The 21,120-nt window shown below is 38.4% G+C and carries 25 protein-coding genes; 16 read left to right on the plus strand and 9 right to left on the minus strand.

Annotated features, from left to right (window positions below; translation table 11 throughout):
• The first annotated feature begins 222 nt into the window (after positions 1-222).
• From JHE06_RS02560 to JHE06_RS02600, 9 genes are all read left to right on the plus strand, one after another.
• Positions 223-813, plus strand: coding sequence for an MptD family putative ECF transporter S component (locus JHE06_RS02560; protein ID WP_201089344.1), 591 nt, complete (start codon positions 223-225; stop codon positions 811-813).
• Positions 813-1,493: an energy-coupling factor transporter transmembrane component T gene (locus tag JHE06_RS02565; RefSeq protein ID WP_201089346.1), complete on the plus strand. Its 681-nt coding sequence runs from the start codon at positions 813-815 to the stop codon at positions 1,491-1,493. Before JHE06_RS02560 ends, JHE06_RS02565 begins: the two co-directional genes overlap by 1 nt.
• A gap of 13 nt (positions 1,494-1,506) precedes the next feature.
• Positions 1,507-2,898 (plus strand): ABC transporter ATP-binding protein, encoded by a 1,392-nt coding sequence (locus JHE06_RS02570; protein ID WP_201089348.1) that lies wholly within the window; start codon positions 1,507-1,509, stop codon positions 2,896-2,898.
• A 76-nt stretch (positions 2,899-2,974) separates the two neighbouring features.
• Positions 2,975-3,535, plus strand: coding sequence for an SOS response-associated peptidase (locus tag JHE06_RS02575; RefSeq protein WP_201089350.1), 561 nt, complete (start codon positions 2,975-2,977; stop codon positions 3,533-3,535).
• Positions 3,536-3,594: 59 nt separating this feature from the next.
• On the plus strand, positions 3,595-3,861 hold the full coding sequence (locus tag JHE06_RS02580; protein WP_201089352.1) for a toxin-antitoxin system YwqK family antitoxin: 267 nt from the start codon (positions 3,595-3,597) through the stop codon (positions 3,859-3,861).
• A gap of 351 nt (positions 3,862-4,212) precedes the next feature.
• Complete coding sequence (locus tag JHE06_RS02585) at positions 4,213-4,782, plus strand: polymer-forming cytoskeletal protein (protein WP_201089354.1); 570 nt, start codon at positions 4,213-4,215, stop codon at positions 4,780-4,782.
• Positions 4,783-4,978: 196 nt separating this feature from the next.
• Positions 4,979-5,788, plus strand: coding sequence for an aldo/keto reductase family protein (locus JHE06_RS02590; RefSeq protein WP_201089356.1), 810 nt, complete (start codon positions 4,979-4,981; stop codon positions 5,786-5,788).
• Between the two features lie 280 nt (positions 5,789-6,068).
• Positions 6,069-6,992 carry an alpha/beta fold hydrolase gene (locus JHE06_RS02595; protein WP_201089358.1) on the plus strand — a complete coding sequence of 308 codons (924 nt, stop codon included), beginning with the start codon at positions 6,069-6,071 and terminating at the stop codon, positions 6,990-6,992.
• A gap of 78 nt (positions 6,993-7,070) precedes the next feature.
• A complete protein-coding gene (locus tag JHE06_RS02600) occupies positions 7,071-7,631 on the plus strand; it encodes a DUF1697 domain-containing protein (protein ID WP_201089360.1) in 561 nt (186 codons plus the stop codon).
• A gap of 68 nt (positions 7,632-7,699) precedes the next feature.
• Here JHE06_RS02600 and JHE06_RS02605 read toward each other — a convergent pair whose 3' ends face one another.
• Positions 7,700-8,587 (minus strand): fructose bisphosphate aldolase, encoded by an 888-nt coding sequence (locus JHE06_RS02605; RefSeq protein WP_201089362.1) that lies wholly within the window; start codon positions 8,585-8,587, stop codon positions 7,700-7,702.
• Between the two features lie 357 nt (positions 8,588-8,944).
• On the opposite strand from JHE06_RS02605, the gene JHE06_RS02610 reads away from it, so the two are divergent.
• Positions 8,945-9,889, plus strand: a complete 945-nt coding sequence (locus tag JHE06_RS02610; RefSeq protein ID WP_201089364.1) for an alpha/beta hydrolase — start codon at positions 8,945-8,947, stop codon at positions 9,887-9,889.
• A gap of 90 nt (positions 9,890-9,979) precedes the next feature.
• Here the strand turns inward: JHE06_RS02610 and JHE06_RS02615 are convergent, their stop codons facing one another.
• Genes JHE06_RS02615 through JHE06_RS02630 form a run of 4 tightly spaced genes read right to left on the minus strand, consistent with a single transcriptional unit; the run spans position 9,980 to position 12,899 of the window.
• The gene (locus JHE06_RS02615; protein ID WP_058920011.1) at positions 9,980-10,627 is read right to left on the minus strand and encodes an amino acid ABC transporter permease; all 648 of its coding nucleotides are present in this window, start codon (positions 10,625-10,627) and stop codon (positions 9,980-9,982) included.
• A gap of 15 nt (positions 10,628-10,642) precedes the next feature.
• Positions 10,643-11,290: an amino acid ABC transporter permease gene (locus tag JHE06_RS02620; RefSeq protein WP_201089366.1), complete on the minus strand. Its 648-nt coding sequence runs from the start codon at positions 11,288-11,290 to the stop codon at positions 10,643-10,645.
• Positions 11,291-11,347: 57 nt separating this feature from the next.
• Complete coding sequence (locus JHE06_RS02625; RefSeq protein WP_058920013.1) at positions 11,348-12,151, minus strand: transporter substrate-binding domain-containing protein; 804 nt, start codon at positions 12,149-12,151, stop codon at positions 11,348-11,350.
• Positions 12,152-12,170: 19 nt separating this feature from the next.
• A complete protein-coding gene (locus JHE06_RS02630) occupies positions 12,171-12,899 on the minus strand; it encodes an amino acid ABC transporter ATP-binding protein (protein ID WP_058920014.1) in 729 nt (242 codons plus the stop codon).
• A 734-nt stretch (positions 12,900-13,633) separates the two neighbouring features.
• On the opposite strand from JHE06_RS02630, the gene JHE06_RS02635 reads away from it, so the two are divergent.
• The 4 genes from JHE06_RS02635 to JHE06_RS02650 are packed head-to-tail and all read left to right on the plus strand — an operon-like array spanning position 13,634 to position 17,358.
• Entirely contained in the window at positions 13,634-15,016 is a 1,383-nt protein-coding gene (locus tag JHE06_RS02635; RefSeq protein WP_058920015.1) for a bifunctional metallophosphatase/5'-nucleotidase, read from the plus strand.
• Between the two features lie 24 nt (positions 15,017-15,040).
• The gene (locus JHE06_RS02640) at positions 15,041-15,940 is read left to right on the plus strand and encodes a YutD family protein (protein WP_201089368.1); all 900 of its coding nucleotides are present in this window, start codon (positions 15,041-15,043) and stop codon (positions 15,938-15,940) included.
• A gap of 18 nt (positions 15,941-15,958) precedes the next feature.
• Positions 15,959-16,723, plus strand: a complete 765-nt coding sequence (locus JHE06_RS02645; RefSeq protein WP_058920017.1) for a TIGR01457 family HAD-type hydrolase — start codon at positions 15,959-15,961, stop codon at positions 16,721-16,723.
• Positions 16,723-17,358: a TIGR01906 family membrane protein gene (locus tag JHE06_RS02650; RefSeq protein WP_268905523.1), complete on the plus strand. Its 636-nt coding sequence runs from the start codon at positions 16,723-16,725 to the stop codon at positions 17,356-17,358. Before JHE06_RS02645 ends, JHE06_RS02650 begins: the two co-directional genes overlap by 1 nt.
• Positions 17,359-17,419: 61 nt before the next feature.
• Here JHE06_RS02650 and JHE06_RS02655 read toward each other — a convergent pair whose 3' ends face one another.
• The 3 genes from JHE06_RS02655 to JHE06_RS02665 form a co-directional block, all read right to left on the minus strand.
• Positions 17,420-17,863, minus strand: coding sequence for an Hsp20/alpha crystallin family protein (locus JHE06_RS02655; protein ID WP_201089370.1), 444 nt, complete (start codon positions 17,861-17,863; stop codon positions 17,420-17,422).
• Between the two features lie 105 nt (positions 17,864-17,968).
• A complete protein-coding gene (locus tag JHE06_RS02660; RefSeq protein WP_058920019.1) occupies positions 17,969-18,475 on the minus strand; it encodes a phosphatidylglycerophosphatase A family protein in 507 nt (168 codons plus the stop codon).
• 125 nt (positions 18,476-18,600) lie between these two features.
• Complete coding sequence (locus JHE06_RS02665; RefSeq protein ID WP_201089372.1) at positions 18,601-19,593, minus strand: NAD(P)/FAD-dependent oxidoreductase; 993 nt, start codon at positions 19,591-19,593, stop codon at positions 18,601-18,603.
• Between the two features lie 72 nt (positions 19,594-19,665).
• Here JHE06_RS02665 and JHE06_RS12290 point away from each other — a divergent pair, with 72 nt between their 5' ends.
• On the plus strand, positions 19,666-19,797 hold the full coding sequence (locus JHE06_RS12290) for a hypothetical protein (RefSeq protein ID WP_257721135.1): 132 nt from the start codon (positions 19,666-19,668) through the stop codon (positions 19,795-19,797).
• Positions 19,798-19,800: 3 nt separating this feature from the next.
• Here JHE06_RS12290 and JHE06_RS02670 read toward each other — a convergent pair whose 3' ends face one another.
• Positions 19,801-20,301, minus strand: a complete 501-nt coding sequence (locus JHE06_RS02670; protein WP_201089374.1) for a divergent PAP2 family protein — start codon at positions 20,299-20,301, stop codon at positions 19,801-19,803.
• Between the two features lie 217 nt (positions 20,302-20,518).
• On the opposite strand from JHE06_RS02670, the gene JHE06_RS02675 reads away from it, so the two are divergent.
• A complete protein-coding gene (locus JHE06_RS02675; protein WP_201089375.1) occupies positions 20,519-21,109 on the plus strand; it encodes a peptidylprolyl isomerase in 591 nt (196 codons plus the stop codon).
• Positions 21,110-21,120: the final 11 nt, after the last annotated feature.

Genomic DNA, 21,120 nt, shown 5'->3' on the forward strand with positions numbered 1-21,120 from the left:
ATTTGATTTTCTATGGTAGTAAATAAGTAATTTTAAAAAAAGTAAACATCACTATAAAAAGTTTCCCGTTTTCTGTTAGAATAGATAGGTTGAAATGTATCTGTGATTCATTTAACAAATTTGATCTATTAATTAAAATAAAAACGTCTAGTTGAAGAATTTGTCTGTTTTTATGAAAGCAAGACAGTTTGGAGAAATGCGTTTTAAGAAGGAGAAAAGAAGATGGAAAAACTAAAAGTAGGAGATTTAATTAATATCGGCGTTTTTAGTGCGCTGTATTTTGTTTGTCTATCGGTTGGAACGCTGCTAGGAGTAGTGTTGATTCCAGGAGGAACGCATATTTTCGCGCCTTCATTTGCAGCTCTTCTTTCCGGAGTTGTTTATATGTTTTTAGTGACTAAAGTGAAAAAGTTTGGTGCGATTTCAATCATAGGAATCTTATTGGCGCTGTTTTACTTTAGTTCTGGTCATTTCGGACCGACCTTTTTAGCGAGTTTAGTCTTTGGCTTTTTAGCAGATTTTGTTGCTAAAAAAGGACATTATGTAAGCGACAAATGGAATTTAGCGAGTTATTTTGTCTTTTCATTAGGCAATTTGGGGCCGATTTTGCCAATGTGGTTTATGAAAGAAGCTTATATTCAGAGTTTGGTTGAAAGAGGAAAAGATAATAGTTATATCACAAAGGTTCTAGCTAGTTTCGAATGGCCCGTTATTGCGACTGTTTTAGTATCACTGGTTCTCTTTTCTATTATTGGCGGGGTATTTGGCCAAAAAATGGTGAAAAAACATTTTAGCAAAGCTGGTCTAGTGTAATGCAACTTGATCCAAGGACTAAAATGGTCATTTTGCTTTGGTGCAACTACATTTTGCTGAGCCAGGTCCAAGGTATATTAGAAGTAATAACGATATTCCTTTTAGCACTGTTATTTATTCTAGCGGATAAAGGAAAAACCGGGGTAACGTATTTGCTGATTTTTTTAGGGATGATTTTGGTAGATAAATATGTCATTGACCAAGTTTCCGATGGAGTCTCAATGGTCCTTATTTTCTTTGCGGTAAGTTTGCGATTGATGCTGCCGTGCATTATGGCTGGAACGTATTTGATGCAAACTACCACTGTGGGAGAATTAACTCTGGGATTGCGAAAATTACGGACACCAGAAAGTATTCTTATTCCAGTCATTGTGATGGTCCGTTTTTTACCAGCAATCAAGCAAGATTATCAGCATATTCGGGATGCCATGAAGTTTCGCGGCATCTTTCTTTCAAAAGGGGACATGGTTAAGCAGCCGGTCCGCTTTTTTGAATACATCATTATTCCCATGATGATGTCTGCTGGAAATACGGCACAAGATTTAACGATTGCTTCATTGGCGAAGGGAATCAGTCGTAAGAATAAACACACAAGTATCGAACGGATAGGTTTTAACATTCAAGATATATTCTGTCTAACGTTGATCATCGGGTTTGTGTATTTACACCAAGTACTGTAGAAAGGGGATTGCTGTGATCAATTTAACGAACTTTGTTTTTCATTATCCTTTTTCCGACGAAAAGGCTGTTGCTGCCTCAGCATTAAACATAACAGCAGGCGAGTGTATCGTTCTTTGCGGGAAAAGCGGCAGTGGTAAGACAACATTTACGCGATTAATCAATGGCTTGATACCAGAAGTGTATGAAGGCGAATGGAGCGGCAGCTTTCGAACAGATACACTGGAGTTGGGGAAATCTCAGATTGAAGACTATGCGAGTATCGTCGGTTCTGTTTTCCAAAACCCAAACACGCAATTTTTCCATATCAATAGCACGAAAGAAATTGCTTTTCCTTGTGAAAATGCTGGAATAGAACCAGCTGAGATTTTTAAAAAAATAGATATCGTCAGTACAAATTTAGAGTTGCAGAATTTGTTGGATCGCAATCTGTTTGAATTGTCAGGGGGAGAGCGGCAAAAAGTTGCACTTGGCGCTGCTGCTATCCACGAACCAAAGATTGTTGTTCTAGACGAACCAACCGGCAACTTAGATGCAGACGCAATCGCGATGGTCGCCTATACGATCCATCAGTTAAAAGCTAAAGGAATCACCGTTGTTGTTGCTGAACATCGGTTAGAATACTTGAATGGGATTGCCGATCGTTACTGTTACTTTGAAGAGGGAGAATTAAGAACCGTTTATAGCCAAGAAGATTTTTTAGCGTTAAGCAATGAACAGCTGCATCAAAAAGGCCTGCGTTCTACTGATTTAGAACCCTACAAAAAAGCAGTGCAAGAGTTGATCGGTTCATTCGACTTTACAACAGAAAGTCTGTTGGCCGGAGAAGAGTTAGCGATAGGGTATAAAAAGCAAGAAGTACTAAAAGAAATCCCATCTTTTTCAATCGATGAACCGATGATTATTGGCATTATGGGCGCCAATGGGGTTGGGAAAACAACATTCATCAAAGCTCTATCCGGCTTGCTGAAATTCAAGCATGGACAAGTGTATTGGAAAGGCAAGCCACAAACGGCAAAACAAATGCTGAAACGCTGCTTCTTAGTGATGCAAGATGTTCATTACCAGTTGTTTTCTGAAAGCGTGAAAAATGAAGTTTTATTAGGTGCTCAAAATCCTGAACGGTATGATGAGGTAATCGACTTGTTGGACTTGCGGAAGTTAGAAAACCGGCACCCGGTTTCGTTATCGGGCGGTCAACAACAACGGGTACTGATTGCTGCCGCCATTTGTTCTGGAAAAGATATTTTGATTTTTGATGAACCAACCAGTGGTCTTGACTACACCAACATGGAAAACGTGACGAAACTCATGAAGCAATTAAAAGCGATGGGGAAAATCATTTTTGTGATTACTCATGATCAGGAATTGGCTGCCAAGAGTTGTGACAAGATCATGCATTTTTAGAAAAAAAGGTCTTATAATAGAATCTCCTCTGCTAATTGTCTATACTATGCTTATAAAAGAAGCGGGAGGGGTTTGCATGTGCGGTCGGTATCGATTTTCACCTAACGAGAATGATGAGATCAAGCGGATCTATGATTTGGCAAGCAAGAGTTCGAGTGAAATTAAAACAGGGGAAGTATTCCCATCTGATACAACGGCCCTTATTTTGGCAGACGAAGAAAAGAATATCCAGGTAACAGGAATGCAATGGGGTTTTCCTGGGTTTAAACCAAGTCAATTGATCATCAATGCGCGCAGCGAGACTGTTAAAGAGAAAAAGATGTTCTCAAAAGCCTTTCAGACCACTCGTTGTGTGTTTCCGACAACTGGATTCTTTGAATGGAATAAAGAAAAATCAAAATATCTTTTTACGCTATCTGCTCAACCGGTCTATATCTGCGGATTCTACAAAACATTTAAAGAAGGTTCGCGTAGTATTATTATGACAACAGAACCAAATCAATCGGTTTTGCCTATTCACGATCGCATGCCGCTGCTGATTGAAAAATCAGAGATCAAACGCTATTTGACCAACGATGATTTTGCTGGAGAATATTTAAAAAAGGCAATGCCTGAACTAACGGTCGAAGAGGTGTAACTTAGAGCTGCTGCTTTTAATGAATTGAAGCTGCAACCCATTTACGAGGAGGAGCAATTGTGAACGGTTATTATAAAAATGGACAAATCAAACAAGTGACCGAAGACGGAATACGAACGCATTATTTTGAAAATGGAAAAACCAAAGCAATCGGTCTTTTTGATGGTCAAATGCAAGGAGAATGGAAGTTTTATCGCAAAAGCGGAGAGTTATGGCAAATTGGTCACTTAGATAATGATGTTAAGGATGGAAAATGGATTCGGTATCATCAAAATGGACAGATTGAGAAAGAAGCGCAATTTGACCATGGCAAAGAAGTCAATTAATGTACTTGCTATTCATTTTTATGGACGATTAAAAGAGACGAGGTTGGGACAAAAGTCCCAACCTCGTTTGCATACCGAATATTTATTCTAGAACGTGTTCCAAAAAGCAGACCCGACGTCCACTTCACGAATAATGCTCAATGGTCTGTGACTATACTGCGCTTATACGTTCCAGTGCTTCGGGTCTAAACGCTTTTTGTCTCACTCCCTTTTTTATTTTTTTGACGAAACATGTTGAATAATTCACAAAGTAGTTGTATACTATTGATGAAGTTATTAATACTGCTTAATTCTTCTGTAAAAAGGTATTCGTAGCTTTATAAACGAATAAAAAAACGGAGGTAAAAAAATATGTTGAATAAATCAAATAGAAAAAGAGGCCTTTTATTAGGAGTTTGTGCATCATTTATCATTATGGTAGCCGGTTGCGGAAATAACGATAACACAGCTGAAAAAGAATCGACGGCTTCTTCAGTTGCTGAAAGTACTGAAGTTGTTTCAGGAGCATCGATCAGCAGCAAACCAGAAGATGTAGTTGCAGGACTTAGCGCAGACGGCAATTGGATTTTTGCAATAACAGATGACGTTACATTACCTGAAGACCTAGTTGTTTCTGGAACCTTCCATGACAAAGACGATGAAAGTGCAGACGTTTACCGTAAATTAGCTTTGTATGCACAAGATGCAGATCATAAAGTGACTGCTGAATATACATTAACAGTGCCGACAATGGTCGTTGAATCGCCAAACTTTAAAGTGGAAAATGGAACCGTTATTGGAAACATTGAAGTGAAAGCTGAAGGCTTCACCCTTGCTAACTCAACAGTTGAAGGAAACGTTACATTCGATTCTCAAGAATTAATGGACTCCGCAAAATTAGATGAAGGCACTGTAACTGGAGAAACTGCTATAGCTGAGTAGTTAACGAAATTGTAAAACACCTCACCTCTTTATTAATTAAGAGGTGAGGTGTTTTTTCTTTGAAAATGGATGATTTGTCAAAAATGATATAGGCTCTAGTAGTGAGGAGCACCTAAAAACTTGACTTAGTACAGTAAAAATCTTTACTATTATGGATGAGAGTACAGTTAATGAAATAGTAAAGGGGAATAAGCCAATGGAAACTATTACTTTAGCAAATGGAACAGACATCCCGGTAATCGGAACCGGAACGAATACCTATGGAAAAGAAGACAATCAATACAATGGTGAACTGAATGGCGACTTTAGTGCACTGCAAACTGCGATCAAAGCCGGCTATCGTTTGATTGATACGGCTATTTCTTATAGGAATGAAGCGGGAGTTGGAAAAACAGTTTACGAAAGCGGGGTCGATCGTAGCGAGTTTTATCTTACGACAAAAATTCCAGCAAAAGAAGAATACATTGGTTCTAAAGAACGAGTAGAGCAAACGATTTTACAAAGTTTCGAAAATTTAAAAACGGACTATATCGACTTGTATTTGATCCATCACCCCATTGAAGATAAAGATACATTAAAACAGACTTGGGAAGTGTTGGAATCATTCGTTGATCAAGGAAAAATCAAATCGATCGGCGTATCGAATTTTAGTATTGAACAATTAGAATTGTTAAAAACTTTTGCTCGCATTCAACCTGTTGTTAACCAAATTCAATCAAATCCGCATACTTGGAATAATGAACTGATTGAGTATCTACTCAAAAATGATATTCTTCCGGAAGCGTGGAGCCCATTAAATAAAGTGAACGAAGAACAGACTGCCAAGTTAACGGCAATCGGCGAAAAATACGATAAAAACTGGGGACAAGTCTTGCTGCGCTACCAAATCCAAAGAGGCGTTGCAGTTATACCAAAATCGCATAATAGCAAACACCAAGCTGAAAACCTGGAGTTATTCGATTTTGAATTGTCAAAAGACGATCTAACGGTTATTGAATCACTCTAAATGTCTGATTCGATGGAACACTTTTACAACTAGTTGTTGACTCTTTAGTCAGCCTTTTCTTATTTGGGGCAAGTCACTCGTATAAATCAGAGGACTTGTCTATTTTTGTGGGTAAACTGAACGAACTCATATTAACAAGGTGTGTTTTCCCCGAAAGCGTAAGAACGAGGCAAACTGCCCCTCGGAAGTGCAGATTTGGGTACTAAAAAGCCTGTTTTTGTTTTATGATAGATAAAATGATTCACTGCAATAAATTCAAACTTGTCGGGAGTGGTAATGCATGAGAAAGACATTTCTGTTTACGTTTATGGTCGCCTTGCTAAGTATTGTGAGTTTGGGGTGCCAAAGTCAAAGTGAACGGTCAGCTGGATCGATTAATGAAGGACGTTCTTCAATTGAATCGAAAACTCCTAGCACGAGTGAAGCAGCTATTTCCAGTAGCGAGTCAACGGATCCATTGACCACAAATCAGACGACTGTTCCAACGCTCTTTATCCATGGTTATGAAGGAACGAAAGGTACGTTTGATGGTATGCTGTCTCGTTTGGAAGTCAGCGGACTCGGGGAAAAAGCTTTAACGGTAACCGTTCAACCGGATGGCAGTGTTTCTGAAACAGGCAGTTGGCAGGACCAAGCAATTAATCCATTGATTCAGGTATTGTTTGCGGATAATAAAAACAATGAATGGAACCAAGCCGATTGGATCAAAGCTGTTCTATCCTATTTAAAACAAACCTATCAAATCGATGAAGTTAATCTGGTCGGTCACTCGATGGGGGGTGTGAGCAGTTTCCGGTACCTCGTCACCTATGGGAATGATGACTCACTGCCAACCGTTGACAAATTTATTGCCATCGGTGCTCCGTTTAATGATTTTGTGACGGGCAATGAAACGCAAACACTTGATGCGTTAAGTCAGGATGGCCCATCGGTTATCAGCGAGCGGTATGGCGACTTTTCAGCCGCTATTCAACAGTACCCCTCATCAACTAAAATGCTGAACATTGTTGGCGATTTGCAAGATGGTTCTGAAGGAGACGGCACCGTTCCGATCAGAAGCGGGTTGGCGATCGGTTATTTAATGCAAACAAATGGGCTTGATTACCATGATGAAGAAATAACGGGAGCGCATGCTCATCACAGTCAGCTGCACGAGAATATTAAAGTGGATAAGTTGGTCGCTGAATTTTTATGGAGCAATTGAGCAGCTAAAAGCAGTATCAGAAAGAAGTTTATCTGTTGAAGCGAATAAGCTAGTTAAACTAAAAAGGAGTTCGGTACTATGCGGTTTATTATTTTATTGCGAGGGGTCAATGTTGGAGGGAAAAATAGAGTTCCCATGGGCGAGTTAAAAGAATACCTGGTCAACGCTGGTTTTACGAATGTCAAATCTCATATTAACAGCGGCAATTTGATTATCGACAGCGAGGAAGATACGGAGCAAGATGTATTAGCCAAATGCCAAAAAATCTTGTCTGAACACTTTGATTTTCCGGTTGAAGTTTTGGTCCTTTCTGCAGAAAAGTACCAAGCAGAATTGGCTGATAGCCCAGCTTGGTGGGGAGCAGAAGAAGGTTACAGACACAACGCCTTATTCTTGCTGCCTTCAGCGGATAAGGAAAAGATTATTGAACTGCTAGCGGCTATTGATACACCTTATGAAAGAATTCATATCGGGAAGCATGCCGTTTTTTGGTCTTCTTCTTTTCAAAATAATTACAGTAAAACGTATTACTCCAAATTAGCCAGTCGTCCTTACTATAAGCAGGTAACCATCAGGAATCGAAATACGACTCTTAAACTGCTGAGTTTTCTAGAGGAACAAAGTAAGGAAGATAAGTAATAAAACTTAGGCAAATAAAAAAAGAGTTGAGATTTAAGTCTCAACTCTTTTTTGTTTCGATTTATGAGTTACGCTATTGAAGCTTCATAGATTTTTTCGATGGATTCTTCCAATAATTTATTGTAGTCTTCGTCTGATTGAGAAACACTTAGCCCTTCAGATAAGGCTCTTGAGAAGCTGGCGATCAAACCGTGATTGGCTAATAATTTTTCATCGGCTTTTTCACGTGTGTAGCCGCCGGAAAGAGCAACGACTCGGACAACTTTTGGATGTTCGATCAATTCTTTATAGAAGTTGTCCACAGATGGAATGGAAAGTTTCAACATAACCGGTTCATTTTCGCCTAATTTATCCAAATGGTTTAGAAGTTCTTGTTTTAAGAGTTCTTCAGATTTTTCTTTGTCTTTGCTGTTGATATCTACTTCAGGTTCAATAATTGGAACTAAACCAGCAGCAATGATTTGTTTGCCGACTTCGAATTGTTGGTCGACAACTTTCTTAATACCTTCAGGATTGGCTTCTTTAATAACAGAACGCATTTTAGTGCCAAAAATATGTCTTTCATTTGCTCTCTTTAATAATTCGTCTAATCCAGGATTGGGCTTCATTAATTGAACACCGTCAGCTTCTTCAGCTAATCCTTTATCAACTTTTAAGAAAGGAACAATGCCTTTCTTTTCCCATAAATAATCCGGAGTAAAAAGACCTTCAACTTTACGGTCCATCGTTTGTTCGAATAAAATAGCGCCTAAAATAGAATCAGAATTGAAAGCAGGAGAGGTAACGATGCGCGTTCTCATCTCGTGAACGAGATCAAACATCTCATCTTCGCCTGAATAGGAATCTTCTGAAACGCCATAAAGCGCTAAAGCTGCTGGAGTACTACCACCACTTTGATCGAGTGCCGCAATAAAACCTTGTCCATTTTTTACGATTTCTAATTGTTCTTTTTGCATAATACCAGCTCCTTAGATAATTTGTTGAACGTTACATTTAATTTATATAATCCTTCAATCAAATATAACCTCTTCGCTATTCAGTATACCAGTCACAGCTTTAAACTACAAAAAGAAGGCATTGGAAAAGAAAAGCCAAATAGGAAGAAACGGTTGAAGGAGAACTTTAATTTGCGGTGAAATATCCAGTACATATTGAATAGAATAGAAGAAAAATGGTACAGTATGATTTGTACTGTTCTTATTACAGCGATGATGGAAGATATACATACAGGCGGTGCCATTCAAAAATAAGTTGAATAGTTTTAGGATTTGAACAAGTAGAAGAACCAACAAAAAATAGTGGAGTGTGATCGAGTGAAAAGAAAATGGTGGATTGGTTTAGCTGTGCCGGTTGTTTTGATTAGTATCGGGTTAGGCTTCGCAGGAAATTATTTCTATGATGTAGCAGTAGCAATAAATCAAAAGGATTTCATAGAAGCAGCAGATGTGGATGGAGACTATGATCCAAAAGATCCATGGCTGGAAGAAAAAAGATGGTACGATGAGGTCGACCGTGAAAAATTATCGATTGAATCTGCTGATGGATTAAAGCTTTCTGGGGTTTATGTTGAAGGAGAACCTTCTTCTAAAAAAGTAGCTATATTGGCTCATGGATATGCAGGCAGTTTAGAACAAATGGCGCCTTATGTTAAATTGTATCACGATATGGGGTTTAATGTGCTTATACCGGATGCCCGTGGACATGGAACGAGTGAAGGGGACTATATCGGTTTTGGCTGGCATGAACGGAAAGACTATTTGCAGTGGATCCAACTGATGATCGATAAAGTAGGCCAAGATGCGGAACTGGCTTTATTTGGAATCAGTATGGGCGGAGCAACGGTCATGAATGTCAGCGGCGAAGAGTTGCCGTCGAATGTAAAAGTTATTGTGGAAGATTGCGGTTATAGTTCTGTAAATGGAGAACTGGCTTATCAATTGAAAGATATGTACAACCTGCCTGAGTTTCCTTTAATTCCAGTAACTAGTCTAGTAACGAAAGTACGTTCTGATTATTGGTTCGGAGAAGCCGACACAGTCGAACAAATCAAAAAGAACACTGTTCCAATGCTGTTTATTCATGGGGCCGAAGATAAATTTGTACCGACAGAAATGGTCTATGATGTGTATGAAGCTAATCCGTCGCCTAAAGAATTATATATTGCACCGAATGCTGATCATGCAGATTCTTATGAGGAAAACAAAGAAGAATACCAGCAAAAAGTTCAAGATTTTGTGCTTAACTATATACCTAATTGATTTAGCAGCAACAAGCGTTTAATGAGCAAAAAAGTTCCCATCAAACAGAACACTCTGTTTGATGGGAACTTTTTTGCTATTGCTTAATGATTAGAATCCTAGTTTCAACCGTTTGACGACTCTGGATAAGGCGAAACAGATACAGAAATACAATAAAGCCATGGCAATAAACATTGGAATAACATAAGTCGTATTTTGTCCGTAAATGATTCTCGCATTATGCGTGAGTTCAGGTAAAGAAATAATGGTCGCTAACGACGTATCTTTGATCAACGAGATAAATTGGCTTAAAATCGGAGGAACCATTGCTTTAAACGCTTGTGGAATAATAATGTACCGCAGCGTTTGAGCATAAGAAAGTCCAGTTGAAAGTCCAGCTTCTGTTTGGCCTTTTGGGACAGAGTTTAATCCGGCACGAATGATTTCCGACAACATGGCGGATTCGAAAATCGTCATGGCTGCAACTGCTGACCAGAAGATATCGAAACGAATGCCAATCTGCGGCAAAGCAAAGTAAGCAAAAAAGATGATCAATAAGAGCGGCAGGTTACGAATCAAATCAATAATCAAGCCAAAAATCTTTGAAACGACGGGTATTTTTAAATAGCGGATCAAGCCTAAAATACTGCCAATCACAAAACTGAAGAGGATTGAGAGTAAGGCTACTTCTACAGTGATCAGGAGCCCATCCAATAAAAAGCGGATGTTGATCCATGAAAAAGCTTCTGCAAAATTCAAATGAAATTCCTCCTTCTATGCTTTGATTTCTAAACGGCGTTCAATATAAGCCATTAAATAAGTTAGCGGTAACGTGATCACTAAATAAATCAAACCAATTAAGATATATGTGTCAAATGTATTAAAGGTTTCACTGGCAATCAAGTCTCCTTGATACATCAAATCAAGGCCAGCAACCATTGCTAAAACAGATGAATTTTTAACTAAGTTAATGAACTGGTTGCCAAGCGGCGGAATCACGATTTTAAACGCTTGCGGCAAGACAATGTAACGCATTGCTTGGTTATAGGTAAATCCAGTCGAAAGTCCAGCTTCCATTTGTCCTTTAGGAACGCTGATAATACCAGCACGCACAGTTTCAGCAATAAAAGCCGAAGTATAAATCGTCAAGCCAATCGTACCAGCTGTAAACCCGTCAATTTGGAACCAATAAAGAGGAACAACGACATAAAAGAACATCACAACGATCAGTAGAGGGATGTTGCGGAAAAACTCAACATAAGCTGTTGCGATTCCTCTTAAAATTTTATTTTGCGATACTTGACAGATAGCAAATAAAGTACCAACGATCAAGCTGAGGAATAAAGCAATAAAACTTGAATACAGGGTATATTTGAACCCTTCGAATAAAATATCCGAGTAGTTAGTAAAAATAGTTATCATTCTGTGCACCTCACTTAATTTAATCCGAGTAAAGTCTAGCTAAACTCTATTGCTGAATCAGTCATCGGTTTCTGGGATCCATTTAGCATAAATGGCATCATAGACGCCGTTTTCTTTAATCGTTTCGAAAGCAGCATTTACCGCATCAACAAAGTTTTCTTGCCCGTGGTTGATGGCGATGCCGTATGGTTCATCCGTGAACGTTCCGCCAGCTAAGCGGTAGCCAGGATTCTCAGCAATGATGCCTAGAAGAATAGCACTGTCTGTCGTCATTGCATCTCCTTGTCCTGATTGTAAGGCAGTAAAGGCTTCAGAATAGTTTTCTAATTCTAAAACATGAGTATCCGGAGCATGTTTCCGGATATTAGTAGCTGAAGTTGAGCCTTTAACAGCAAGGACAGTTGTTTCAGAAGATAAGTCTGTAACGCTTTGAATAGAGCTGTCTTCCGGTACTAATAAAGCTTGTCCTGCGTCAAAATAAACTTCTGAAAAATCAACTTGCTTTTTACGTTCTTCGCTGATGGTCATCGTAGCAATAATGGCATCAATGTTGCCGTTTTTTAACAAAGGAATACGGGTCTTAGAAGTCACTTCAACAAAATTTGCATTAGCCGCATCGCCAGTGATGACTTCCGTTAAGGCTTTGGCGATATCGATATCAAATCCTTCAATCTCGCCTGTTGCAATATTATAAAGTCCAAATAAATTTGTATCTACTTTTACCCCCCAAGTAATGGTTGGATCATTTTCCAAACGTTCTGTAATATCTATTGCTGCGATGCTTTTTGCACCACATGCAGCTAGAATAGATAAGGGCAGGAGTAGAAGTAGAAAAGCAAATCGTCTAAACGTTTTTTTCATCTAAACATCCTCCTATTGATTAATGATTAATGATTTTGCTTAAAAATTGTTTGGCACGAGCATCATGCGGGTCTTCGTAAAAAGCTCCAGCTTCGCGGTCTTCTAAGACCTCGCCATCGGCCATAAAGACAACCCGATCTGCTACTTCACGTGCAAATCCCATTTCATGAGTAACAACGATCATTGTCATGCCTTCTTTTGCTAATTTTTTCATAACATCCAAAACATCTTCAATCGTTTCTGGATCTAAAGCACTAGTTGGTTCGTCAAAAAGCAACACACTCGGATCCATAGCTAATCCACGAGCAATGGCGATTCGTTGTTGTTGTCCGCCTGATAATTGAACAGGATAAGAATCTTTTTTACTAAGCATGTTAACTTTATCCAATAACAGTTCTGCTTTTTTTTGTGCTTCAGCTGGAGACTGTTTCAATACTTTTGTGGGAGCTAACATGATATTTTCCAAAACTGTTTTATGCGGGTAGAGATTAAAGTGTTGGAAAACCATTCCTACATTTTTACGAATCAAATTGATGTTGGTTTTTTTATCATGGATATTTAAGCCGTTGATCGTTAAATCGCCTTTGCTAATTTCCTCTAATCCGTTGATACAGCGCAACATGGTGCTTTTACCTGAACCAGATGGACCAATAACGACGACAACTTCGCCTTTATTGAACGTTAAATTGATGTTTTTTAAAGCATGAAAATCACCATAATATTTCTCGACATTTTTAAATTCAATCATTTGAAACACTCCTTAATAAAATTTAATGGCAGTAAGTAAAGTAGGAAGTACATAGAATGTTTTTTTAAACACTCTATGTGCTTCCTGTAAATTTATACATATTTTGTAAACTGCAGAGATTTTCCTCATTGCTGAATGGTTTTAAAAAGCAATCCTCTATTCAAATAAAAGAGCTATCAGCAGAGCTGAATAGCTGGAATAAAAGGACTACTTAAACTGTTGGGATAACTGAAAAAGATAAATCTATTTTAAAACAAAATGAACGATTGGTTACATCATACGCTTTATGAGAGTATGATTGCAAAATAATGAAACGTAAATTGGGTTTCTACTGGAATAGATTGTGAAACAGCTGGGAATAAAGAAGGGACTTTCTTATCCAGCAGTTATTTCAGAACAATAAACGTCTGGGTATTTCTGAACAGTCGTTTCTCTTTCTTCAACCTAATCAATCATAAAAAATATATCAGTATTGTTCGTTTATTATGGCTCTTTATAAATGTGCTACCTCTAAGATTAGCATTAATTTAGATGAGTTGTAAATAAAAATATATTAAAATTTGTGGTGAACGGTTACAAAACCAATGATAGGAAAACAAATTTCCCTTGGTTTTTGGAAAGAAAGTAGCGAGAACCACAGAGAATCCTAGTTTTTTATTGAAAATCAAGATAAAAGCTGGGAATATTGTTATAATAGATCTATATACATTTTAGGAAGAGAAGGTAGAAAAACTATGGAGCGCATTCATATTTACCATACCAATGATATCCATTCTCATTTTGAAAACTGGCCGAGAATTTCTGCTTATTTACGCTCGGAGCAATCCAGGTTATTTGAGCTAGAAGAAACGTCTTTTACTTTCGATTTAGGAGATGCTTGCGATCGTGTTCATCCATTAACAGAAGCAACAGATGGACAAGCAAATGTACGCCTCTTAAACGAAGTAGGCTATAGCGCTGTGACGATCGGCAACAATGAAGGAATCGGTAGCTCAAAAGCAGAGTTGAATCATTTGTATGATGAAGCTAACTTTAAAGTAATCTTGTCAAATGTGATGGATCGGCAAACCGGCAATTACCCTGAATGGGCTCAGCCCTTTGATATCTTAAAAACAAAAACAGGGCATAAAATCGGTTTATTTGGCTTAACCGCTCCTTTTCCAACCAGTTATGAACCAATAGGCTGGACTGTTAAAGAGCCAGAAGATGTCATTCCAGAAATGTTAGAGTTATTAACGCCTTTTGCAGACACCATCATTTTGCTGTCTCATTTAGGAATTATTGAAGACCGAAAAATTGCAGAAAAATACCCCATGATCAAAGTCATTTTAGGTTCTCATACGCATCACTTGTTGCCAAAAGGCGAAAAAGTTCGTAATACGTTACTGGCAGCGGCTGGTAAATTTGGCCAATATGTGGGACAAGTAGTTTTGGAAGTTGAAGGAACACAATTAGTATCAGCAGAAGCGAGTGTAGTAGAAACAGGAAAACTGCCAGCTCCGAAAGATGAAGAAGCGTTAATCTTAGGCTATGAAACCATCGGGCATCAACTATTAAATGAACAAGAAATAGCTGCAATCCCCGCTAATTTTCCTGTCAGTTGGCAAAAAAACTCTAAATTAGTGGAAGTGGGATTAGCAGCCGTTAAAGATTATGCAAAAACAGATGTGGCTATTTTAAATGCAGGACTGTTTATGCAGCCTTTGATTGAAGGGGTCGTAACCAATGATGAATTGCATCAAGTTTTACCTCATCCAATGAGAGTATTAAGATGTACATTAGATGGAGCTGACATGATTCGTGTCATTTATGAAATGGAAAAAAATCGTGACTTTTTGCGTAACTTCCCTATAAAAGGAATGGGATTCAGAGGAGAAGTGTTTGGCGAGCTTTGTTATGACGGTGTTTCTTATGATAAGAAAACCGGATTAGTGACCTGGCTAGGAGAATCGATTGATGACAGTAAAACGTACACTTTCGCTTCGGTCGATCACTTTCTTTATATCCCGTTTTTTCCAACGATTGAGATCAAAGGAAAGAACGAAGTATTGTTCCCTTACTTTATACGAAATGTCTTAGGGCAGTATTTAAGCAAAACTTATCCTGTAATCAAATAAGAACAGAAAATGTAGGTGAAAGAAATGGTAGAACAAAAACAACAGCAAGACAAACAAACGGCTGAAAAAAAAGCAGTAGAAAAAAAGCAAGGGACTAAACGCACGACTGAAAAACAAGAGAAACAGCTGAAGCAAAGTCGTTCTAGAAAAAAAGCGGTCAATGAATCTCGCCGCAGAGCCAATACGAAAAAAGAAACAACTAAAACAACTGACGAAGAGAACAGCGCTAATTCAACCGTAACGATAGATTTAAGTTTACAAGAAGTTGCGGGCGCCACCACTGAAGGACAACTGGTGCATCGACTGGATGCGACTATGATCACCATTGACGGCAGCAAATACGAAATTGTAAAAGATTACCGAGATGCTTTTGATGCTGAGCGCTTGGGTGAAAGATACAGTGAAATTTTAGATAAGTATGATTATGTAGTAGCGGATTGGGGATTTGAACAATTACGGTTGAAGGGCTTTTATGATAACCGCAATCGTAAAGTTCCGCAAGACCAAAGAATCAGCAATCTGGAAGATTACTTATATGAATATTGTAATTTTGGTTGTCCTTATTTTGTGTTGCAACGGCTGGAAGCAAAAAAAGGAAAATCAAAAACGGAGCGAGCTGATAAAGCTGAACGTCCTGCCCGCAAACGCAGAAGTCAAAAAGCTAAAAACCCAACCAATCAGAAATCAGAGCGTCCAACTAAATCAACTGAAACGCATGTTGCTAAAGAGACTGCGCCTAAAACAAAATCGACTAAGCCGAAAAGAGAATTTATAAAAAAAGAAATTACGCCTCAGTCGACTGAAAAAGTTGAAAAGATAGAAAAGAAAGAAAAAGCCGTATTTGAAACGGTGCAAGACAATAAAGGCAAGCGGCATTTTAGTATACGCCGTAAAGACGCAGACGAAGCAAAGAATAAAAACTAAAGGATGTGTAAGCTTTAAATGAAATACAAAGGTTACTTAATTGATTTAGATGGAACAATGTACCGAGGGAAAGATCCTATTCCAGCAGCACCGCGTTTTATTGAACGTCTGCAAAACAGTCAGACACCATTTTTATTTGTGACCAATAATACGACAAAAACACAAGCAGAGGTTGCAAGGGATTTACGTGAAAACTTCGGTATCACTGTTTCAACAGAAACAGTGTACACTGGATCATTGGCAACAGCAGCATATCTGAAAGGGTTAAATGCTGGGAATAAGGTATTTGCAATCGGGGAGACAGGACTGAAAAGTGCGTTAGCAGATGCAGGGTTTGTGGCAGAGAGAGAGCAGCCGGATTTTGTTGTAGTAGCTTTAGACAGAAAAGCTACCTATGCTGATTTTGAAGCAGCGACTTTAGCGATTCATAAAGGAGCCCGTTTTATCGCCACCAACAAAGATACGAATATGCCGACAGAAAAAGGCATGGTTCCCGGAGCGGGATCATTGGCGGCTTTAGTGATCGCAGCTACTCGCGTTCAACCGACTTTTATTGGTAAACCGGAAGCCATCATTATGGAAGAAGCGGTAGCAACTATTGGTTTAGATAAAAAAGAGGTATTGATGGTGGGCGATAATTACGAAACAGATATTTTAGCGGGGATCCATAACGGTATTGATACTTTATTGGTTTATACAGGGTTTACCAAACCAGAAGATTTGACCGCAGATATGGCCCAACCGACTTATCAAGTACAATCCCTAGATGAGTGGGTGTTGTAGTGAAAACCAAGATCATCCATTTTCTGGGTATCGCCAGCTTGTTTTTGTGCATCCTTAGTATGGCCATCGTTATTACGATAAATTTTACACCACTATATGCATTTGATATTGATTACTTAGCACTCCCGGAGAAACTTGGACTTAGCAAAGAAACGTTGATGGCAAACTACCGTATCTTAATGGATTACTTAAACAAACCATGGATAGCGGAGTTGAAATTGCCAAACTTTCCAAGTTCAGAAAATGGCCTCTTTCATTTTTATGAAGTTAAACGCTTGTTTATGTTGGATTATGCGATTGCTTTGGTTACGTTGATTGGTTCTATCGTCTATTTGCGTTTTATCAAACGGACCTATTCTTCATGGAAATTGATTCATCCTTTTCAATGGGGTATGATCGTACCGTTTGTTGTTCTGTTTATGATTGCTTTAAACTTTGATCAATTGTTTATTGGGTTTCATAAGATCTTCTTTAATAATGATGCATGGATGTTTAATCCATCGACAGATCCTATTATCTTGGCTTTGCCGGAAACCTTCTTTATGCATTGTTTTGTATTAGCCTTTATTTTGATTGAACTAGCGATTATCAGCGGTTATTTCATTGCTAAACGAACAGCTTTTAAAAAGAATTAAAAATAAGCGCCATTCCCAGGAGTAAATTGGAATGGCGCTTATTTATCGTTCATTTAGTTTTTTATTCAATTGAAATTTGTTTATTTTTACTATCTTCAAGGGCGATTTTAGGCATTTTTAACGTCAGTACTCCATCTTTATAGCTGGCTTTACTGTTTTCTTCATCAGCATTTTTAAGATAAAATTGACGAGTCATGCTGCCGTAAGATCGTTCTTGTTTGATATATTGTCCTTCTTCGTTTTTTTCGCTTGCTTCTGAATGGCGTTTAGCATGGATAGTCAAAACATCGTGGTCGAATTCAATGGAAATATTGTCTTTATCAAAGCCAGGCAAGTCCACTTTAACTTCATATTCTTTATCGGTTTCATGGACATCTGCTTTGAAGTTGTTTTTTTCATGGGCTAATGATAACTTGTCCCAAAATGGGCTTTCGTCATCAAACAAAGTTGGGAAGAAGTCAGAGAAGTCAGGGAAATCACTTTTTTTTCGTAAATCATGTGGCATCGTCTATCTCTCCTTTTAGTATCATTTCTTCTTACACATCAAAGTATACCCCTTTAGCACATAAAGCCAAATAAAACGAACGCTATTTTAAATTGAAAAAAACAGTTATTTCATCATATCGCTTTTTGATGGGTTAGCATGTGCCAACCGGCTCGCGGCAGCAGCTGCAATGGCGCCAACGATGTCGTCCATAAAGGTATGAACTTCGCCGTCATTATGCTCATTCAGCTTAGCTAAGATACCTGGTTTCAGCTTATCAATATAGCCGTAATTGGTAAAACCAATAGAGCCATAGACATTGACAATGGAAAGAGCAAGAATTTCATCAATGCCGTAAAGTCCTTCATCATCGGTGATGATATCTTGTAAAGGATCCATTAATCCTTTTTGTTCAGCTAATATATCCAACTGAATACCCGTTAAAATAGTGTTTTGGACTTCTCGTTTTAACAAGACGGCTTCCACATTGACCAAACATTCATCGAGCGTTAAATTTTCAATATAAGGTGTTTGTAAAAAGAGAACCAACTCGGCAATATCTGTTAATTTCACACCACGTTGGTGAATCAATTCAAGTGCTTTTTGATGTAATTCATTACTTGTTTTAACCATTTTGAGAATCCCTCCTATAATCTGCTTCTATTATACCTTAACTCAGTAAAATAGTCGGTTGAAATCCCTTTTCAAAAAAATACTTCTGGTCTTATTTAAAAGGAACAGAAGTATTGGAGAGAAAATTAAAATAAGCTTGTGCTGTGCATTGGTTGAACGCGCGTGTCCGGATCGATGTAGCTCATTGCGTTGTTGATAGCTGTTGGCGCTTCGCCAAATCCAGTGGCGATCAACTTTATTTTTCCTTCGTATGTGCAAATATCACCTGCTGCATAAATACCGGGCACAGTCGTTTCCATTTTAGTGTTGACCATGATTTCGTTCCGCGTAACGTCAAAGCCCCAATTTTTCATTGGACCAATAGAAGAAGTAAACCCATAATTGACCAAGAAGTCATCAATTTCAAGCGTTTCTGTTTTGTCGCCGCGTACTTCTTTTAAAGTGACGCTGGTTAAGGCCTGGCCTTCACCGTTGACCGATTCTGGGACAAAAGGTGTTTTCAACTCGACACTCGACTGTTCTAATAAAGAAACACTGTGTTCAAGGGCTCTGAATTTATTGCGCCGGTGGATCAAATAAACTTTTTTGGCAATGGGTTCTAACGTTAATGCCCAATCTACTGCTGAATCTCCGCCTCCGCAGATTGCCACGGTCCGGTTTTTAAACCGTTCAATATTATTGACATAATAATGCAGAGTCTTTCCTTCATAATGATCAGCATGTTCAATTTCCAATCTTCTTGGTTGAAATGCACCGTTCCCTGCAGTAATGATCACCGCTTTCGAGTAGTGGATTGCTTTGTTGGTGGTTAATTCAAATACGCCAGCAGCATTTTTTTTAACATCAATCACTTCTTCTTCTAAACAAATCGATTGTTCAAAGCGCGACATTTGGACAGAAAGGTTATCTACCAATTCCTGTGCGCCAACGACCGGCAAAGCTGCAATGTCGAAAATGTTCTTTTCTGGATACAACATGGACAATTGACCGCCTAGTTGCGGTAAGCTCTCAATGATTTTTACTTTTGCATTGCGCATGCCGCCGTAAAACGCAGCAAACATCCCTGTAGGTCCGCCGCCAATAATAGTGATATCAAAGATTTCATTATTTGTTTCCAAAATGATTCCTCCATAGTAGTAAATCTGTTCAGTAAATTTTGTTAAAGTATAGCATACAAAAGGTTAAGGGGCATGAATGTTTGGTTAATAAAAAAAGACGCTCCTTTTTCTCTAGTAACAAAAGTTAGAGAAAAAGGTCGTCAAGGAATAGGGAAAGAGATTTTTGGGGATCGGTCCAAATCTTTAAAAATGAAAAAACAGTAAAGATTAAAGATTAAAGAAGAATAATATCTCGCGAACCGCAAAAGCAACACCAATGCCAGTCAAAATACCAAAAAAGACTTCAATCGGTTTATGACCTAAATATTCTTTTAAATGACGCTCTTTTTGTTCGTTCTTAACCGTACCGGGTTCTTGTGATAATCTCAGTACCTTGTTGCTAAGGTTTTGAAAATCAAGCATTAAGTGGTTCAAAAGGATTCCTTGTTCGCCGCTTTGTCTCCGAACTCCCATTGAATCAAACATAACAATAACTCCAAATGTACTCGCAATGGCGACAAGCGGAGATGCTACCCCTTCTTGTAACGCTAATGCTGTGATCAACGCTGAAACAGCTGCAGAATGTGAGCTGGGCATTCCGCCAGTAGAAGTGGCAAGCGCCCAAGTCGTTTTTCTCTGTAAGAAGAAAGCAATGGGAACTTTGATTAATTGGGCAAAGACAATAGCTGTCAATGCAGCGATAAGGGGAAAATTAGATAAAATTGCCATAGCATACCATCCTTTAAAAAATTAAACAGTTATTTCTTTTATCATACCACGAAAAGAAAGATATCTTATTAAAAAGATTTTTGGGTTTAAAAATGAGCCGATCAAGAGCTGTTTTGCGAAGAAAAGTAAGAATTTTCTTCATATTAATTAAAATCATAGCAAATTTGTTCTGATTTGAGTATGATTATCAAGTAAGTAAAAAAGAGGAGGATATTATATGACACAATTGCCACAATTATCAGCAGAAGTAGCTGGAAATGAAAAAACAGCAACAATTAAGACCAATATGGGTGATATCAAAGTTAAACTTTTCCCGGAAATCGCACCAAAAACAGTTGAAAACTTTATCGGTTTAGCTGGAAAAGGCTATTACAACGGGGTTGTTTTCCACCGTGTTATTCCTGAATTCATGATTCAAGGCGGAGACCCGACAGGAACTGGAATGGGCGGAGAAAGTCTATGGGGAGAATCATTCGAAGATGAATTCTCAAAAGATGTTTTTAACCTGAATGGCGCTCTTTCAATGGCCAATGCTGGCCCTGGTACGAACGGCAGTCAATTCTTTATTGTAACAGCTCCAACAACTCCAGCTAATATGCTAAGTCAAATGGAATCAGCAGGATATCCAGCTGAAGCAATCGAAGCTTACAAAGAAAACGGCGGAACTCCTTGGTTGGACTTCAAACACACTGTTTTTGGACATGTGATTGAAGGTATGAACGTAGTAAACGAAATTCAAAATGTTAGACGCGATGCACAAGACAAACCGGTCCACGGTGTTATTATCGAATCGGTTGAAATTGCTTAAAGAATGATTCG

Source organism: Carnobacterium sp. CS13, assembly GCF_016653495.1.
Classification (GTDB): domain Bacteria; phylum Bacillota; class Bacilli; order Lactobacillales; family Carnobacteriaceae; genus Carnobacterium_A; species Carnobacterium_A antarcticum.

Excerpts from the sequence above, each read along its gene's own strand:
- JHE06_RS02560 (WP_201089344.1), top strand. The coding sequence starts at position 223 with ATGGAAAAACTAAAAGTAGGAGATTTAATTAATATCGGCGTTTTTAGT.
- JHE06_RS02565 (WP_201089346.1), top strand. The coding sequence starts at position 813 with ATGCAACTTGATCCAAGGACTAAAATGGTCATTTTGCTTTGGTGCAAC.
- JHE06_RS02575 (WP_201089350.1), top strand. The coding sequence starts at position 2,975 with ATGTGCGGTCGGTATCGATTTTCACCTAACGAGAATGATGAGATCAAG.
- JHE06_RS02585 (WP_201089354.1), top strand. The coding sequence starts at position 4,213 with ATGTTGAATAAATCAAATAGAAAAAGAGGCCTTTTATTAGGAGTTTGT.
- JHE06_RS02590 (WP_201089356.1), top strand. The coding sequence starts at position 4,979 with ATGGAAACTATTACTTTAGCAAATGGAACAGACATCCCGGTAATCGGA.
- JHE06_RS02595 (WP_201089358.1), top strand. The coding sequence starts at position 6,069 with ATGAGAAAGACATTTCTGTTTACGTTTATGGTCGCCTTGCTAAGTATT.
- JHE06_RS02600 (WP_201089360.1), top strand. The coding sequence starts at position 7,071 with ATGCGGTTTATTATTTTATTGCGAGGGGTCAATGTTGGAGGGAAAAAT.
- JHE06_RS02605 (WP_201089362.1), bottom strand. The coding sequence starts at position 8,587 with ATGCAAAAAGAACAATTAGAAATCGTAAAAAATGGACAAGGTTTTATT.
- JHE06_RS02620 (WP_201089366.1), bottom strand. The coding sequence starts at position 11,290 with ATGATAACTATTTTTACTAACTACTCGGATATTTTATTCGAAGGGTTC.
- JHE06_RS02625 (WP_058920013.1), bottom strand. The coding sequence starts at position 12,151 with ATGAAAAAAACGTTTAGACGATTTGCTTTTCTACTTCTACTCCTGCCC.
- JHE06_RS02630 (WP_058920014.1), bottom strand. The coding sequence starts at position 12,899 with ATGATTGAATTTAAAAATGTCGAGAAATATTATGGTGATTTTCATGCT.
- JHE06_RS02635 (WP_058920015.1), top strand. The coding sequence starts at position 13,634 with ATGGAGCGCATTCATATTTACCATACCAATGATATCCATTCTCATTTT.
- JHE06_RS02640 (WP_201089368.1), top strand. The coding sequence starts at position 15,041 with ATGGTAGAACAAAAACAACAGCAAGACAAACAAACGGCTGAAAAAAAA.
- JHE06_RS02645 (WP_058920017.1), top strand. The coding sequence starts at position 15,959 with ATGAAATACAAAGGTTACTTAATTGATTTAGATGGAACAATGTACCGA.
- JHE06_RS02655 (WP_201089370.1), bottom strand. The coding sequence starts at position 17,863 with ATGCCACATGATTTACGAAAAAAAAGTGATTTCCCTGACTTCTCTGAC.
- JHE06_RS02660 (WP_058920019.1), bottom strand. The coding sequence starts at position 18,475 with ATGGTTAAAACAAGTAATGAATTACATCAAAAAGCACTTGAATTGATT.
- JHE06_RS12290 (WP_257721135.1), top strand. The coding sequence starts at position 19,666 with ATGAATGTTTGGTTAATAAAAAAAGACGCTCCTTTTTCTCTAGTAACA.
- JHE06_RS02670 (WP_201089374.1), bottom strand. The coding sequence starts at position 20,301 with ATGGCAATTTTATCTAATTTTCCCCTTATCGCTGCATTGACAGCTATT.
- JHE06_RS02675 (WP_201089375.1), top strand. The coding sequence starts at position 20,519 with ATGACACAATTGCCACAATTATCAGCAGAAGTAGCTGGAAATGAAAAA.